12 protein-coding genes are annotated in these 16,350 nt (G+C 44.8%); 6 read left to right on the forward strand and 6 right to left on the reverse strand.

Translation table 11 applies throughout. The features are described 5' to 3' along the window. Positions 1-65: 65 nt before the first annotated feature. The 3 genes from D0T51_RS06830 to D0T51_RS06840 all read right to left on the reverse strand — a co-directional run bounded on the left by D0T51_RS06830 (position 66) and on the right by D0T51_RS06840 (position 6,805). On the reverse strand, positions 66-2,978 hold the full coding sequence (locus D0T51_RS06830; protein WP_163727038.1) for a pitrilysin family protein: 2,913 nt from the start codon (positions 2,976-2,978) through the stop codon (positions 66-68). A gap of 93 nt (positions 2,979-3,071) precedes the next feature. Beyond that, positions 3,072-5,006: a heparinase II/III-family protein gene (locus tag D0T51_RS06835; RefSeq protein WP_163727041.1), complete on the reverse strand. Its 1,935-nt coding sequence runs from the start codon at positions 5,004-5,006 to the stop codon at positions 3,072-3,074. A gap of 284 nt (positions 5,007-5,290) precedes the next feature. Further along, positions 5,291-6,805: a GH3 auxin-responsive promoter family protein gene (locus tag D0T51_RS06840; protein WP_163727043.1), complete on the reverse strand. Its 1,515-nt coding sequence runs from the start codon at positions 6,803-6,805 to the stop codon at positions 5,291-5,293. Between the two features lie 84 nt (positions 6,806-6,889). Between D0T51_RS06840 and D0T51_RS06845 the strand changes: the two genes are divergently transcribed. Beyond that, the gene (locus tag D0T51_RS06845) at positions 6,890-7,903 is read left to right on the forward strand and encodes an ATP-dependent 6-phosphofructokinase (RefSeq protein ID WP_163727046.1); all 1,014 of its coding nucleotides are present in this window, start codon (positions 6,890-6,892) and stop codon (positions 7,901-7,903) included. 85 nt (positions 7,904-7,988) lie between these two features. On the opposite strand, the gene rnc is transcribed toward D0T51_RS06845, so the two are convergent. From rnc to D0T51_RS06860, 3 genes are read right to left on the reverse strand one after another with little or no spacing between them, the layout of a single operon-like run. Beyond that, entirely contained in the window at positions 7,989-8,825 is an 837-nt protein-coding gene (gene rnc, locus D0T51_RS06850; RefSeq protein WP_163727049.1) for a ribonuclease III, read from the reverse strand. A 1-nt stretch (position 8,826) separates the two neighbouring features. After that, positions 8,827-10,083 (reverse strand): beta-ketoacyl-ACP synthase II, encoded by a 1,257-nt coding sequence (fabF, locus tag D0T51_RS06855; protein WP_163727052.1) that lies wholly within the window; start codon positions 10,081-10,083, stop codon positions 8,827-8,829. Between the two features lie 19 nt (positions 10,084-10,102). Then, entirely contained in the window at positions 10,103-10,339 is a 237-nt protein-coding gene (locus tag D0T51_RS06860; RefSeq protein ID WP_163727055.1) for an acyl carrier protein, read from the reverse strand. 165 nt (positions 10,340-10,504) lie between these two features. Here D0T51_RS06860 and purN point away from each other — a divergent pair, with 165 nt between their 5' ends. From purN to D0T51_RS06885, 5 genes are all read left to right on the forward strand, one after another. After that, on the forward strand, positions 10,505-11,068 hold the full coding sequence (gene purN, locus D0T51_RS06865; RefSeq protein WP_163727058.1) for a phosphoribosylglycinamide formyltransferase: 564 nt from the start codon (positions 10,505-10,507) through the stop codon (positions 11,066-11,068). Positions 11,069-11,144: 76 nt separating this feature from the next. Next, positions 11,145-11,591: a hypothetical protein gene (locus tag D0T51_RS06870; protein WP_163727060.1), complete on the forward strand. Its 447-nt coding sequence runs from the start codon at positions 11,145-11,147 to the stop codon at positions 11,589-11,591. 48 nt (positions 11,592-11,639) lie between these two features. After that, positions 11,640-12,524 (forward strand): serine O-acetyltransferase, encoded by an 885-nt coding sequence (locus D0T51_RS06875; RefSeq protein WP_163727062.1) that lies wholly within the window; start codon positions 11,640-11,642, stop codon positions 12,522-12,524. A 138-nt stretch (positions 12,525-12,662) separates the two neighbouring features. Continuing rightward, complete coding sequence (locus D0T51_RS06880; RefSeq protein WP_203583340.1) at positions 12,663-14,156, forward strand: class I SAM-dependent RNA methyltransferase; 1,494 nt, start codon at positions 12,663-12,665, stop codon at positions 14,154-14,156. Next, complete coding sequence (locus tag D0T51_RS06885) at positions 14,146-16,326, forward strand: DPP IV N-terminal domain-containing protein (protein ID WP_163727065.1); 2,181 nt, start codon at positions 14,146-14,148, stop codon at positions 16,324-16,326. The genes D0T51_RS06880 and D0T51_RS06885 overlap by 11 nt, the downstream gene beginning before the upstream one ends. The last annotated feature ends 24 nt before the right edge of the window (positions 16,327-16,350 follow it).

Raw genomic sequence — 16,350 nt, forward strand, 5'->3', positions numbered from 1 at the left:
TCTCTTTAGAGAACAAAAAAAGGGGAAGCACACGATGTGCTTCCCCTTTTTTGTTTGTTAACGGATCAATATCCGAATATATCTTCTTTGCTTAGTTTCTTGATCGGGCCATATTCACTCAATGCTTTCAGGTCGAGTTCTTTTTCATCACCCAATACACAATAAGTATAGGTACGTCCTTTCACCCATTTTTCCTGGAAGGCTTTCACATCAGCCAATGTCATTGTCTGTGCCTCTTCGTACAAACGTTTGCGGCCGTCATCTGTTCTACCCATATCCTGTGCATACAGATAACTCCACAAGATATTGGATTTGGTCACACGTTCCGTACGCATACGGGTAATCAAACCGTCTTTGGCCAGGTTGAAGGCTTTTTCCGACTCAGGCATATTGTTGATAATATCATCGAATGCTTTCATGGCATCGATCATCTTATCGTTTTGCGTAGCAATGAATGTACGATAGATATAAGGATATTTCAATTTAGAAGGAGTGATAAGGAAAGCACCGGCAGAATAAGCCAGTCCGCGTGCTTCACGCATTTCCTGGAACACTATGGCATTCATACCTCCCCCAAAATATTCGTTATACATATTCAATGTAGGCTGTATCGTCTGATCATAAGATTCACCCCGGTTAGATACCGCAGAGAAATAGATCTGTTTGGCATCATACTGCGCCAGTAAAACATTGTTTGCAGCGGTTTGTGGTTGCACAAACTCAACACCTGCAGGTATCGGGTTCAGTGTTTCCGGTACGCGGTGATATTTTTCGATAGTAGCCAACAGATCCGTTGTCTTATCCGGTCCATAATACAAGATCTTATGTTCGTATGAATTGATCTTGTGGATACGGTCGACAAGCTCTTGTGGGTTCATCGCCTGAATCTCTGCCGTGCTCAACACATGAGTCGTAGGCGATTGAGGTCCCCAGATAGCATATTGAATCAATTTATTGAAATTCTGGCTTTGGTTCAGTTTACCATCCGCCCGTCTTTTCAGGATATCAGCAGACAGGTTGGCATAGGTTTCTGCATTGACCTGAGCATCGGCCAGGAGTTCTTCAAACAGTTCCATTGCCTGCGGCATCTTCTCTGCCAAGCCTTCCAATGTCACATAGGTACGGTCGCTACCCGGAGATACACCGAAGTAACAAGCCAATTTATAGAATTCTTCGTTGATCTGTTGCAGGCTCTTTGTACTTGTTCCCAGGTACTTCATATATTCAAAGGCAGTTCCCATAGCCTTATCATGGTTATTACCCATATCGAATACGTACAACAGAGAGAAGATATCGTTTGTCTGGTTTTGTTTATAAAGCACCTCGATACCATTCTTTGTTTTCAACTTCTGCATATCTTTTTCGAAATCAATGAAAACAGGTTCGATCGGTTTCACCTCTGTCGCCTGAATCGCTGCCAGGAATTCACTTGTCTTGTCCCGGTTCGTTTCGATCGGTGTGATTGTCGGTTTCTCAATTTTCAACTCGTTCGGGTCTTTACCTTCTTGTTTGTATACAACCGCATAGTTATCCGTAAAATAGGCATTGGCAAAATCAACAACATCCTGTTTGGTAATTTTGCTCAACCGATCCATTTGGCTGATTTGTTTTTCCCAAGGGATATTATTGATAAACGAATTCAGGAACATGGAAGCACGTGCCGTATTGTATTCCAAACGAGAAATCTCACCCAGTTTGTAGTTGTTGATGGTCGCTTCCAACAACTCTTCGTCGAAGTCTCCTTTTTTCAGTTTGTCGACTTGTTCCAACAAAAGGGCTTTCACCTCATCCAATGTTTGTCCGCTCTTCGGACGGCCATTCATCATAAACATCGTATGGTCGGCCATCGTCCAGCCACCGGCATAACAACTCAACACTTTCTGTTGTTGGTTCAGGTTTACATCCAACAAACCGGCTTTTCCATTATTCAGGATACTGCGTGCCAGGATCATCATATCACTCTCCGGGCTTGAAGCTCCAGGCATACGCCATCCAATATTAATGTTTGCTGCTTCCAGTCCCAATACTTCTTTGACCATCTGTTCTTTCAGAGGAGAGGCATGTACGGCAGGCTGTGCTGGCAGATTCGGATTGGCTTGCATATCGCCGAAGTAGGTATCGATCACCCGGATCATCTCTTCCGGATCAAAATCACCGGAAAGACAAATGGCCATATTGTTAGGCACATACCATGTCTTATAATAGTTTTTGATATTCGTAATCGAAGGGTTCTTCAGATGTTCCTGGGTACCGAGTACTGTCTGCAATCCATAGGGGTGATCGGGGAAGAGCATCGATAATAATGTCTCGCTCACCTTGCGGCCATCGCTTGTCAACGACATATTTTTCTCTTCATAGACTGTTTCCAATTCGGTATGGAAACCACGGATTACATTATTCTTAAAGCGGTCGGACTGTATCTTCGCCCAGTTTTCAATCTGATTGGAAGGTATATCTTCCTGATACACCGTCTGGTCGAAAGAAGTATAAGCATTGGTCCCTTTGGCTCCGATTGATGACATCAATTTATCATATTCATTCGGGATTGAGAATTTGGAAGCTTCATACGAAACACTGTCGATTTGTTTGTAAATAGCTTTCCGTTCAGCCTCGTCAGTCGTTTTACGGTATACCTCGAAAAGTCTTTCGATCTCATCCAATAAAGGTTTCTCCTGCTCATAGTTCTGTGTACCGAACTGCTCGGTTCCCTTAAACATCAAATGTTCAAAATAGTGAGCCAAGCCGGTTGTCTCGGCCGGGTCATTTTTCCCACCTACCCGAACAGCTACATAGGTTTGGATACGGGGTGTTTCTTTATTTACGGTCATATAGACCTTCAAACCGTTATCCAACGTATAGATGCGGGCTTTCATCGGATCATTGGGAACCGACTCGTATTTGTACGGGGAGGTCTCCCCACAAGCTGAGAACAACCCTAACAGGATTGCCAGCGAAAGTAACAGAATAGAATTTCGCATAAAATTAGTATTTGGGATTATTTGCTCCAAATATAGGATTATTTCGTTGAACACCAATACATCGGCAAAATAAAGTCGGTCAAAACAGATACATCAATCTATTTTCTTCACCACAAAACGGTAAGCACCCGATACCGGAGTCTTTTGCGTATCAAGGGAGATACGGTATAGAGATTCGCCCCATACGCTGGAAAGACGGGGATCCTCCAGGGTGATTGTTTCTACAGCAGGAATGAATGTATTTTTATCGTAGGCCAAGCTTACTTTTTTGTCTTTCATCCGAATGATAATTTCACCCGGACGGGAAGTATCCACATCACCACAAGTCAGGAAATTCAATTGATTTCCTTGCTCTGCTGCTTCCAGATCAAACCGGTCTTCTATGGTCAGACCCGAACTTTTAAGCGTATACGAACGTATCCACTCCTTTACCTTTGCTTCCGGCGGATAAGCAGTCGCTATATTCGAAGAGAAACACATGCGGCGGGGATTAAACGTCACATCGGTTGCTTTGTATTTCTTGCCATAAGCCTGTGGCACTCCGTTTATTACCGGCAAATTATGATAGTTACTCTGCATGGTCCAGATCGTGTAGCGTTCGCTGCTGAATGTCTGCCGGGTATAAGTACCAACCCCTGCATCAATCAGTATAGGTGTCTGATCTACATAAAGAACAAACGAACCGATATCGTTATGGTTGTGGCTTTCATCATTGAATCCCCCTTTGGCAGCAACGAAAAAGCCTTGTTTGTTTGTCATATAACAAAACTCAGTTTGTGGATACCAGGTATAAACAGGCGGTGTAACAGAGGTCGCGGAAGAAGAAGCAAGCTCTTCGGCATACTCCAACGCCTGGAATCCCCGGTATACGTCACAGCGGGCCAACGCGCTTTTGCGTCCTGAGGTCGGAACGCCCGAAGAGGCATGTTGCATCATCAATGCACTACCGGTAGCTTTCCCATAACGATAGATCAGCCCGAGATCACCCCCTCCTTTGGCTGAAGCATCCGCAAAATTAACGACCCATCCATCACCGATATAGGAATAAACAATGTATTCGCCCATTCTTTTCAATAACGGGTCATTGAAAATATTCACCTGTTCGTTTGTCGCGTCGGATAGAATCTGCAGATAATCATACATTTTCCCGGCAGCACTCTCCCAATAAGCCGGTCCCTCTTCACAAGCACCATCATCGTGTGTATAATTGATAAATTTATCGACAGACACCATCGTCCGGCAAACAGCTTTCGCCAGTTTCTCCCGGTCGTTTTCAATCAAAAGAAATGTTTGTAACACACCCGAATTACACCACGGGTTCCAGTTATTGATCATCATTCCGGGTTTATAATTCGCTGCCATCCACCAAAAATTATCCTGGTTCATATACGGTTCCATGATACGGGTACGAAGTTCATGCCGTATACGCTCGGAGATAGCCGGATCGACCTTATCGAAAGAAGGAGCAAGGAAATGATGCATCCAGGAAAGTGTAGCACCTACATCACCGGCCATTAGGTCGATATAATGTTCCCGGTAGTCGGGTAGCGAGCGATGCGTGGTCTGCGCATTCAGGTGTGCAGAAAGCGCCCAGGAAGTCATTTCACAAGTATGAAACACCCCATTGATCAACTGATCGATAAACCGTCCTTTCCCCTCGGCCAGTTCGGCCATAAACAGATCGTACATGACCTGCAGGTTATTATTGAGAGGACGTTCCATAACCGTCCGATTGCCGCTCCGTTCGAATTCCAGGTAGTTACCGGCCGTCACCACCTGCCAGACATAATCGAGTTGTTTCTCTCCCTGAGTGATATAATTCTCTTTCAAGCCACCGATTAGTTTATCCCAGCCGGCACGATCGTCATAAGCAGGATAACGTACCCATTTTTGGTGCAACACGAGAGAGGTTTTTACTTTTTCATAATCAGCATTCTTTTGCAAGAGATTCTTCTCTGTATATGCAAACCCTTTAGATGAGACAAAAAACAGAATAAAAAACAAGAATAGTAATTTAGATGCTTTCATTATTTTCTATGATTTAAAGATTAAAAGAACAAATATAATACACCCTCCGTAACCGAAACTTACATATAATCCATTATACCATGTAAATTTGTCCAAAGAGTTGAGTGCATACCTATTTTGGATAAAACCGGTTTTCCGGCGGTTGGATAAGTCGGGAGGATGGAGGATATTTTATTGCCGATGGGCATCGGCAATATTGCTGATCACGTTCGGCAATATTGCTGAACAGCATCGTCTATATTGCCGATGCCCATCGGCAATAGAAAAGTCCTTACAAAACACCTCTATTTTCGATCGATAAGAAGCAGTTCTTCAATCATTTCCCGGGTATTACTCAGGCGGGGGATTTTATGTTGTCCGCCCAGTTTGCCTTTTTGTTTCAGCCATTCATAGAAAACACCTTCACGGGAAGCAATGATCTCTAAAGGTTGGAGGGATATGTCTTTGTAGCGTTTGGCTTCGTAATCGGAATTGAGGCGTTTCAGGTTTTCGTCCAATAACCGGGCATATTCTTTGAGTGAGTCGGGGCTTTTGACAAACTCTATAAACCATTGATGCAAGCCTTTGCCCTTGTCTAATAGAAAGAGGGGGGCAGCGGTATATTCTTTTACTTTGGCACCGGTTTGCTGGTTGGTGAGGGAGATGGCCTTTTCGGCATTGTCGACCATGAGTTCTTCTCCAAAGGCATTGATGTAATGTTTGGTGCGGCCGGAGATCACAAACTTATGCGGAAAAAGGGAGGTGAAGCGTATCGTATCCCCTATCTGGTACCGCCAAAGTCCACCCAAGGTACTGATCACCATGGCATAGTTCACGTTCGTTTCGACTTCTTCGAGAGGGATGACCTTCGGGTTGTCACTGCCGACCTCATCCAATTGAATGAATTCGTAGAAGACCCCATAATCCTGCATCAACAGCATACTGGGATCGCTCAGGTCGTTCTGAATGCCAAAAAATCCTTCGGAAGCATTGTATGTTTCCATATAATGCATCTCATCGGAAGGGATAAGCGATTTATATAAATCCCGGTAAGGTTCGAAGCTGATGCCTCCATGAAAGAAGACCTCCAGGTTGGGCCATACCTCTGTCAGGTATTGCTTGCCGGTCTTCTCCAATAAAGCCCGGATAAGCACGAGCATCCAGGAAGGGACACCGGAAAGGCTGTTCACGTCTTTGTTCCAGGTACTGTTTACAATGGCTTTTATCTTGCTTTCCCATTCGTCCATAAGGATGATGCGTTTGGGAGGTACACGGACAAGATTGACCAGGGGATTGAGGTTTTGCAATAACACAGCAGAGAGGTCGCCCTGATGCGCCTGTGTGTTTAAAGAGGAAGGGCTGTGACTGCCTCCAAGTATCAATCCTTTGCGGGAAAAGAAACGGCTTTTGGGGTTATTTTCCAAGTAAAGGGCGACACAATCGACCCCTCCTTTATAATGACAACGCCAGAGAATTTCGTTCGTGACGGGGATAAATTTGCTTTTATCATTCGTCGTACCGCTGCTTTTGGCATACCAGCGAACGACAGAGGGCCAGAGCACATCCTTTTCTCCGTTAATCATCCGGGTGATATAAGGCTTCAGGTCGTCATAGGTCTGCAAGGGCACCCGCTGGCGGAAGTCGTTATAGTTGCGCATGCTTTTATAATCATACTTCATCCCCCATTCCGTATGGGCTGCCTTGTTCAGAAGCTTACGCAATTGTTTGGCCTGGATAAGGTCTGTATCCTGGGCATATTTTCCGATATTCCCCTGGCGATGCAGGAAAAACGGAGAAACAATGCTTGTCAAAAAATCCATAGGCTTCTGTTTTTCAAATGGAACCGCAAAGGTAGCCATATTGTTTATTATTTATATCTTTGCTTACTACAAATTTGTTTGAACATGAAAATAGGGATACTCTCTTCCGGTGGCGATTGTCCGGGCATTAACGCCACCATCCGGGGCGTAGGTAAAACGGCCATTATGCATTATGGGATGGAGGTGATCGGCATTCACAGTGGTTTTGCCGGCTTACTCTCCAAAGATGTAGAAGTATTTGATGAAAGAAGCCTTTCCGGCATCCTGAACCTGGGCGGAACGATCCTGGGCACTTCCCGGGAAAAAGGCCTGCGTAAACAACTCAAGTCGGATATGAGTGAAATGCCGCAGATCGTCAAACAGCATTACCAGGAACTGGGGCTGGATGCCGTGGTCTGCATCGGTGGCAACGGCACACAGAAGACTGCCCATGTGCTCTCTCAGTTAGGACTGCCCATCATAGGGGTACCCAAAACGATCGATAACGATGTGTGGGGAACGGATATCTCCTTTGGATTTGACACGGCTGTCAACATTGCTACGGAGGCGATCGACCGCCTTCATTCGACCGCCAGCTCCCATAAACGGGTGATGGTGGTAGAGGTAATGGGCCATCATGCGGGCTGGATCGCCTTATATGCCGGCATGGCAGGAGGGGCGGATGTGATCCTGCTTCCCGAATTGGGGTATGATATGAAAGTGGTGAGTGAAACCATCCTGGAGCGTGCCCGCCGGGGAAAACCCTATTCAATTGTCGTGGTGGCAGAAGGCTTGTTGACACCGGATAACAAACGTCCGGCTGATTATATTACCCACGCCATCGAAGAAGGAACAGGCATTGAAACCCGGGATACAGTACTTGGTTATATTCAACGGGGAGGAAACCCTTCTCCTTTTGACCGCAACCTGGCGACCCGCTTGGGAGGATATGCCACCGAACTGATAGCAAACAAAGAATTCGGACGCATGGTCTGCATCAAAGGCGATCGGGTAGACGCTGTCCCCCTCGAAGAAGTGGCCGGTAAACTGAAACTTGTCACATCCAACCACGAACTGATTGTACAGGGAAAAAGGATGGGCATTAGTTTTGGAAGATAATACAATAGTGATTAGTGATTAGTGGTTAGTGATTAGTAAAATATTCATTACTAAACACTAATCACTAATCACTAACCACTAATCACTACTCGTTATTCTCGCTCTCATCCGGAAGCTCATCAAATTCCTGGTCGGCAGCAAGCTCTCCGGTGTTGTGTTTCTTGAGTTCCGATACAAATTGTTGAAATTCTTTGTCTGTACGTAGTTTTTTTACAGCCATCTTCGCGGCATTCTGTTGGGACTCTTTTTTGGAATAACCGATGCCAATGCCGATTTGCCTATCGGCCAGGCAAATGGCGGTTTGAAATACCGGATTCCCTTCATTGTCCATAAACGATTCGATCAGATCGAAAGAGATCTCTATCTTATTCTTTTGGCTCCATTCGATCAGACTGGATTTGAAGTTCACCTCTTTGCGGGCTATTTTCTCCAGATTCATATGCCGGTTGATGATCACATCTTTGATAAAACGAAAACATTTCCGATAGCCTTGATCCAGATAGATAGCTCCGATCAATGCTTCCAAGGCATTCCCATACATATGGTTATTATGCGTATTCAGGCGGGCAGAGAAGCGTACCATCTTATCAATGCCCAATTCTACGGCTATGCGGTTCAGGCTGTCGCGTTGTACGATTTTAGAGCGGGTATTGGTGAGGAACCCTTCCCGCTTATAAGGATATTTTTTGTAGAGGATGTCGGCTACGATAGAGTCCAATATCGCATCCCCCAGGAATTCCAACCGTTCGTTGTTCAGCCACTTCCCATCACCCGCTTCAATAGAAGAGGACTTATGCAGAAAGGCTTGTTCGTATAATTGGATGTTGTCGGGGTAAAAACCAACGATCTTATAAATAGACAAATAAGGCTCCTTGCCTTTATTCTTAAGGAGCCTTATTCTTTTATTTATTTGCTTAAACACGTTACTTCACAAACTTTTTTACAATCACGCTGGCATTGTGTCCGCCAAACCCGAAGGTATTAGACAGAGCCGCGTTGATTTCTCTTTTTTGTGCTTTGTTGAACGTAAAGTTCAAATTGTAGTCGATCTCCGGATCATTGTCTCCTTCTTCATGGTTGATAGTCGGAGGAACGATTCCTTCTTCCACTGCTTTGATACAAGCAATTGTTTCAATAGCTCCAGCAGCACCTAAAAGGTGACCGGTCATAGATTTGGTTGAACTGATATTCAACTGGAAGGCATGGTCGCCAAATACATCCTTGATCGCTTTGGATTCAGAGATATCCCCCACAGGAGTAGACGTTCCGTGCACATTGATATAATCTATTTCTTCCGGTTTCATGCCGGCATCTTCCAAGGCATTGCGCATCACTAATTTAGCACCTAATCCTTCCGGATGAGAAGCTGTCAGGTGATAGGCGTCCGCAGACATACCGGAGCCAACGACTTCACAATAGATGTGAGCGCCACGTGCCAAGGCATGTTCCATTTCTTCCAAGACCAAACAGCCTGCTCCTTCACCCATCACAAAACCATCCCGACTCGCACTGAAAGGGCGAGAGGCTTTTTGAGGTTCGTCATTGCGGGTAGAAAGCGCATTCATCGCATTGAAACCACCGACACCGGCACGCGTAATCGCTGCTTCAGCACCACCGGAAACAATTACATTGGCTTTTCCCAAACGAATATAGTTGAAGGCATCCCCTATGGCATTCGTAGAAGAAGCACAGGCGGAAACAGTAGCGAAGTTAGGACCGCGGAAACCATATTTCATAGAGATATGGCCGGCTGCAATATCCGAAATCATCTTAGGGATAAAGAAAGGATTGAAACGGGGACCGCGTTCAGCGTCGTATCCCAACACTTCGTCTTCGAAAGTCCGGATTCCACCGATACCTGCGGCAAAGATCACACCGATACGATCCAGATTTTCTTTTTCCAGATCCATCGCAGCATCTTCCACAGCGTCAGTAGCCGCTTTCAAAGCCAGAAGAGAATAGCGATCGCATTTGCGGGCTTCTTTCCGGTCCATGACTTGCAACGGATCGAAATCCTTCACTTCACAGGCAAACTGTGTCTTAAATTTGGATGCGTCAAAATGAGTAATAGGCCCTGCTCCACTTTTCCCATTAATAAGACCCTCCCAGGTTTCTGAGAGGGTGTTACCAAGAGGAGTAATAGCTCCAAGACCTGTTACTACAACTCTTTTTAATTCCATACTTTGAATTGAAAGGAAATTACTTCGCGTTAGCTTCGATATAAGCGACTGCGTCACCTACTGTTGTAATTTTTTCTGCTTGATCGTCAGGAATAGAGATACCGAATTCTTTTTCGAATTCCATGATCAACTCTACTGTGTCAAGAGAGTCTGCTCCTAAATCGTTAGTAAAGCTCGCTTCGTTAGTGACTTCTGATTCTTCAACACTTAATTTATCAACGATGATAGCTTTTACTCTTGATGCAACTTCAGACATAACTTTTTAAATTTAAATTAATAATTACGAATATACTTCTTAAATTTGCAGTGCAAAGAAAAGAATTTTTTATCTAACAAAGCAAATATAATAGACTAAAAATACGAAAAACTGCACATTTTATCATTTCGTGTGCATGTTCTTTGGGTAAATTCAACACAAAATATGAAGAATATAGCTATTTTCGCTTCCGGCTCGGGTACAAATGCCGAAAATATTATCCGGTACTTTACCGATAGTGAAGTTGTTAAAGTCCCCCTTGTCTTATCCAATAACCGCAAAGTAGGTGTACACGAAAGAGTCAACAAACTGGGTATTCCTTCTTTTGTTTTTTCGCGGGAAGAGTTTGTCGAGGGGAGAGCGGTATTGGATAAACTGGCTGAGTATGCTATCGATTTTATTGTACTTGCCGGTTTTATGAATAAGATATCCGATGCATTGCTGCAAGCTTTTCCTTCTAAAATAATCAATATTCATCCGGCCTTATTACCAAAACACGGAGGCAAAGGCATGTATGGTATGCATGTGCACGAAGCGGTGGTTGCCGATGGAGATACAGAATCGGGTATTACTATACATTATATAAATGAGAATTACGACGAAGGGGATATCATTTTCCAGGCGACCTGCCCTGTAGCACCAACCGATACACCGGAAGATGTGGCAACCAAGGTTCATGCCCTGGAATATGCACATTACCCGCAAGTGATCGAAAAACTACTTCGTTGAACCGAAGGGTATCAATCCCTGTTTCATTCACACAAAGAATAACAAGTATATTGCTTACAACAAAAAAGAAAAAATTATGAAGAAGAATGTATTACTCTTATTAATGATATTATTGGCATTCACAGCATGTGAAGGACCTCAGGGCCCTCCAGGAGAACCGGGTATTCTCGGATTAAAAATCATTGATATTTCTATTGATGCGGAAGACTGGGTAATATCCAAAGATAATCAAGGACTGAATGCGTATTATATGTGTGAGGTGAATGTGCCGGAACTGAGCCGAACGGTTTATCAGGATGGGCTCGTGCATGCCTATCTGGTGCAGAACCCGGGTACTTCCTATGAAGTAGAAACCTCTTTGAATTGCAGTTTCCCGAATGAAAATCAATACGGAGACCTGTGGACTGAATATTATTCCTGGGATTATATGCCCGGTTCAGTCGCTTTTTATGTAAAATACAGTGATTTTAATCTTGTTCCGGGGCCGGGGGATAAACTATTCAAGCTGGTATTGCTCTGGTAACGAAAAAAATAATGTATTTTTGTCGGGTAAAAAGACTGTTCCCTACAAATGGATGTACATAAGCATAGTCATGTGTTGCATGAAACGATTGAAAAGCTTTCGGATGAAGCCTCGTACAATCAATTGTTTCATGCATATCGTGATGAAGAGGCCTTGCCTTCGGGAGAGGTCTTGAAAGAAATCGTGGACTTATGCCGCGCCATTCTCTTTCCCGGCTATTATGGGCAAGCGCGTATCAGTATACAATCTATGCGCTTCCATACCGGTGTAAATATTCAGACCCTACATTCTCTTTTGACACAGCAGATATTTGCAGGCCTTTGTTTTGCCGATACAAATGCTGCGTCTTGCCCTACGGACAGAATATCCATGGAGGCCAAACAGCTTTCCGAAGCCTTTATCTCTACCTTGCCGGAGATGCGCCAAATACTTGCGACGGATGTGGAAGCCACATTCAATAGCGACCCAGCGGCACAGAACACAGGAGAGGTGATCTTCTGCTATCCCGGATTCCGGGCTATTGTAAATTATCGGATCGCCCACCAATTATATCTTTTAAATGTTCCCTTTATCCCCCGGATGATCACTGAAATGGCACATTCGGAAACAGGTATAGACATTCATCCGGGAGCAAAGATAGGACACCATTTTTCTATTGACCATGGCACTGGAACAGTGATTGGAGAAACCAGTATCATAGGAAATCATGTACGTATATTCCAGGGAGTAAGTCTGGCCGGAGAGAAACTACCTCCCGACGAAAAGGGAAATGCCATTCGGGGCGTATCCCGCCATCCCATATTGGAAGATCATGTCACCGTCTATTCCAACGCCACCCTCTTGGGAAGGATCCGCGTGGGAGAAGGTGCCACCATTTGTGGAAATGTATGGGTCACAAAAGATGTACCTGCGCAATTGACAATTGACAGTTGACAATTGACAATGAAAAGAAACGTAACAATAACAACTATATAATCTTAGAGTATTAACAGACAATGACAGAAGACATATTAATCTCTGCACCCATGCACCCTTTAATTGTCAATTGTCAATTGTCAATTGTCAATTAAAATGAGCACAGCGAATTTTGAAATGGTGGCCAAAACCCTCTACGGGTTGGAAGATATCCTGGCCGGAGAGTTGACTACACTGGGAGCCAATGATCTGCAGATAGGCCGCCGCATGGTTTCCTTCACTGGAGACAAAGAGTTGCTTTATAAAGCGAACTTCTGTTGTCGTACGGCCCTTCGTATACTAAAACCGATCTATCACTTTAAAGCCAAAGATGCCGATACAGTGTATAACGAAGTGAAAAAAGTAAAATGGGAGAATTATATGTCCCTGGAGAAGACGTTTGCTATCGACTCCGTGATCTTTTCAGAAGACTTTAATCACTCCAAGTTTGTTGCCTATCGCACCAAAGACGCCATTGTGGATTACTTCATGGAGAAATACGAGAAACGTCCGTCCGTGCGCGTCAATAATCCGGATCTTTATATCAATATCCATATCTCCCATAACGACTGTACCCTATCGATCGATAGCTCCGGCGAGAGTCTGCATAAACGAGGATACCGGGTGGAACAGACAGAAGCGCCCCTGAACGAAGTACTCGCGGCAGGCATGATCCTGAAAACCGGATGGAAAGGCGAATCAAACTTTGTAGATCCGATGTGTGGATCCGGCACTTTATTGATAGAAGCCGCCATGATCGCTTTGAATATTGCACCGGGTATCCATCGGAAAGAGTTCGCTTTCGAGAAATGGATCGACTTTGACCAGGAGATCTTTGACCGGATCTATAACGATGAAAGTAAAGAACGTGTCTTCGATTATAAGTGTTATGGTTACGACATCTCCCCAGTAGCCATCGAAACGGCTCAGAAAAACATACGCAGTGCCGGACTGGTAAAATATATCGAACTGAACGTACTGCCCTTCCAGCAATTCACAGAAGCGCCTCAACCGGGCATCCTGGTAACCAATCCTCCCTATGGCGAACGTATCTCTACCCGGGATCTCTTGGGATTGTATGGTATGATCGGAGAAAGATTGAAGCACGTCTTCACCGGTTATAAAGCATGGATCTTAAGTTATAAAGACGAATGTTTTGATAAAATAGGCCTTCGTCCCAGCGAGAAGATGAAACTATTGAACGGTTCATTGGAATGTGAATACCGTTGTTTCGAGATGTTCGACGGAAAGAATAAAGAATATAAAAAAGCCCTCAACGAGGAGGGAGAAGGCAAACGCCCTCCTTTTGTGAAAAAAGCCGGAGAACAAGCCGAGCGAAAGGTAATTGCCCGTCGCCCCGATTTCAAAAAAGACCGCATGGACCGTCCGGATCGTCGTTTTGCTGCGGCTCACGCAGAAGAGGAAGACGACCGAACTCCTTTTATTCCGGGAAAACGTTTCTTTGGAGAGGAACGGTCGGATGGTCGCCCCGCACGCAAACAATTTGCCGACAAACGATCGGATAAAAAGTCCTTCCACAAGGATGATAAAGACTTTGGCAAACGCCCTTTCAAGAAACCTTTTAAAAAGAGAGGAAAAGATGAATTTTAAAAAAATCCGGGTGATATACCTTCTCTGTATATTGCCTTTATCACTTATGGCACAACAAAAAGAGTTTACATTAGAGGATCTGATCCCCGGAGGGAAAAACTATAGCCGCTTTGTTCCGCAATCTATCCGTCAGTTACAATGGTGCGGGGATACCTATCTCTATGTAAAAGGAGACAGCTTATTCACTGCCGCTCCCGGAAAGAAAGAACAATTCACCCTCTCGTTGGAAAAACTGAATGCTGCTTTATCTCGTGCCGGCTTGCAAACGATCAGCTCCCTGCCTTCGTTCTCTATTCCTTCCCGTTTAGAGCCTGTATTGGTTTTTACCAGTCGACAACACCGGATCCATTATAATTATAAAGAGGATCGTATAACGACCGACTACAAATTGAACACCCAGTGGAGCAACTATGTGTATTGCCCAGCGAACGGTTACCTGGCTTTTACCGAAGGTAATAACGTGAAAATCCTTTCCCCACAGAATCAAGAAGAATCTGTCACAGCTGAAACCGAAGAAGGTATTGTCTGCGGACAAGCCGTACATCAACGCGAATTTGGTATCAATAAAGGATTGTTCTGGTCTCCGCAAGGACAAGCCCTGGCCTTTTACCGGATGGATGAACGCATGGTAACCACTTATCCATTGGTAGATATCCATGCCCGCTCTGCTTCTCTGAAACCACATAAATACCCCATGGCCGGCATGAAAAGCCATGAGGTGACAGTCGGCATCTATGACCTTGCCACCGGACAGACTACCTATCTGAAGACCGGCTTACCCAAGGAGAAATACTTGACAAATATCACCTGGAGCCCCGACGGAAAAAGTATTTATATCGCTGAACTGAACAGGGAACAGAATGAAATGCATATGGTTCGCTATTCCGCCCTAACAGGAGAGAAAGAAGCGGATCTGTTTACCGAAACAAACGAACGGTACGTAGAACCTTCTTTTCCCCCTCTTTTCCTGCCCAATGACCCCACACAGTTTATATGGCAAAGCGATCGGGACGGATACAACCACCTCTATCTCTATGACACGAAGGGGCAGTTAATCAAACAACTGACTGCCGGCAACTGGGTGGTACAACAGGTATATGGTTTCGATGCCCAAGGAGAAAACATCTTCTTTACAGCGACCGCCCCTCTTCCGAAGCATATGCAAAAAGAAGGAAACCCGCTGGAAGGATATGCCTGGCAGGTCAATCTGAGAACAGGGAAAAAGAATTGTTTCACACACAAAGAAGGAGTTCACCAGGTTTCCATAAGTCCTTCGGGACTGTATGCAATCGACTCGTATTCTACTCCGGAAATACCCCGCGAGATTGATATCGTACGCATAAAAGACGGAAAGATACTGAACACCCTCTTAACGGCTAAAGACCCTTATAAAGGATATACCATGCCTCAGATTGTGGCAGGCACGGTGAAGGCAGCAGACGGCGAAACCGATTTGCATTACCGCCTATTGAAACCCGTAGGATGGGAAGAAACAAAAAAATACCCTACCATCGTATACGTTTACGGAGGACCGCACAGTCAGCTCGTGACAGGAGGCTTCCTGTATGGTACGCGCGGATGGGAGATTTATATGGCTCAACGGGGCTATGTCGTCTTTGTCATGGATAACCGGGGTACATCGAACCGGGGACGCGCCTTTGAACAGGTCATTCATCGCAACTTAGGAGTGCATGAGATGGCCGACCAGATGAAAGGCGTAGAGTTTCTGAAAAGCCTGCCTTATGTAGATGCTGACCGGATCGGTGTGCATGGATGGAGTTACGGAGGTTTTATGACGACAAACCTGATGCTTACTTATCCCGATGTATTCAAAGTCGGAGTAGCCGGTGGACCGGTTATCGACTGGAATTATTATGAGATCATGTATGGAGAGCGATACATGGATCATCCGCAAGAGAATGCGGCAGGTTATGAACAGGCAAACTTAAAGAAGAAAGCCGGAAACCTGAAAGGGAATTTGTTACTTATCCATGGGGATGTAGATCCCGTAGTCGTATGGCAACACAGCCTGAGCTTCCTCAAAGCGTGTGTGGATGCACGTACGTATCCCGACTATTTTGTATATCCCGGACATGAACATAATGTGATCGGGAAAGACCGTGTACATCTGTATGAAAAGATCACACGGTATTTTGATGAGAAACTATAATTAATTGTGAATTGTAAATTGTTA

Source organism: Parabacteroides sp. 52, assembly GCF_010500925.1.
In the GTDB taxonomy this organism is placed as follows: Bacteria; Bacteroidota; Bacteroidia; order Bacteroidales; family Tannerellaceae; genus QVMG01.

What these genes read in the sequence shown, in the direction of transcription:
- D0T51_RS06875 (WP_163727062.1), top strand. Translation starts at nt 11,640, where the DNA reads ATGGATGTACATAAGCATAGTCATGTGTTGCATGAAACGATTGAAAAG.
- D0T51_RS06870 (WP_163727060.1), top strand. Translation starts at nt 11,145, where the DNA reads ATGAAGAAGAATGTATTACTCTTATTAATGATATTATTGGCATTCACA.
- D0T51_RS06885 (WP_163727065.1), top strand. Translation starts at nt 14,146, where the DNA reads ATGAATTTTAAAAAAATCCGGGTGATATACCTTCTCTGTATATTGCCT.
- D0T51_RS06835 (WP_163727041.1), bottom strand. Translation starts at nt 5,006, where the DNA reads ATGAAAGCATCTAAATTACTATTCTTGTTTTTTATTCTGTTTTTTGTC.
- D0T51_RS06860 (WP_163727055.1), bottom strand. Translation starts at nt 10,339, where the DNA reads ATGTCTGAAGTTGCATCAAGAGTAAAAGCTATCATCGTTGATAAATTA.
- fabF (WP_163727052.1), bottom strand. Translation starts at nt 10,083, where the DNA reads ATGGAATTAAAAAGAGTTGTAGTAACAGGTCTTGGAGCTATTACTCCT.
- D0T51_RS06830 (WP_163727038.1), bottom strand. Translation starts at nt 2,978, where the DNA reads ATGCGAAATTCTATTCTGTTACTTTCGCTGGCAATCCTGTTAGGGTTG.
- D0T51_RS06845 (WP_163727046.1), top strand. Translation starts at nt 6,890, where the DNA reads ATGAAAATAGGGATACTCTCTTCCGGTGGCGATTGTCCGGGCATTAAC.
- D0T51_RS06840 (WP_163727043.1), bottom strand. Translation starts at nt 6,805, where the DNA reads ATGGATTTTTTGACAAGCATTGTTTCTCCGTTTTTCCTGCATCGCCAG.
- D0T51_RS06880 (WP_203583340.1), top strand. Translation starts at nt 12,663, where the DNA reads ATGAGCACAGCGAATTTTGAAATGGTGGCCAAAACCCTCTACGGGTTG.
- purN (WP_163727058.1), top strand. Translation starts at nt 10,505, where the DNA reads ATGAAGAATATAGCTATTTTCGCTTCCGGCTCGGGTACAAATGCCGAA.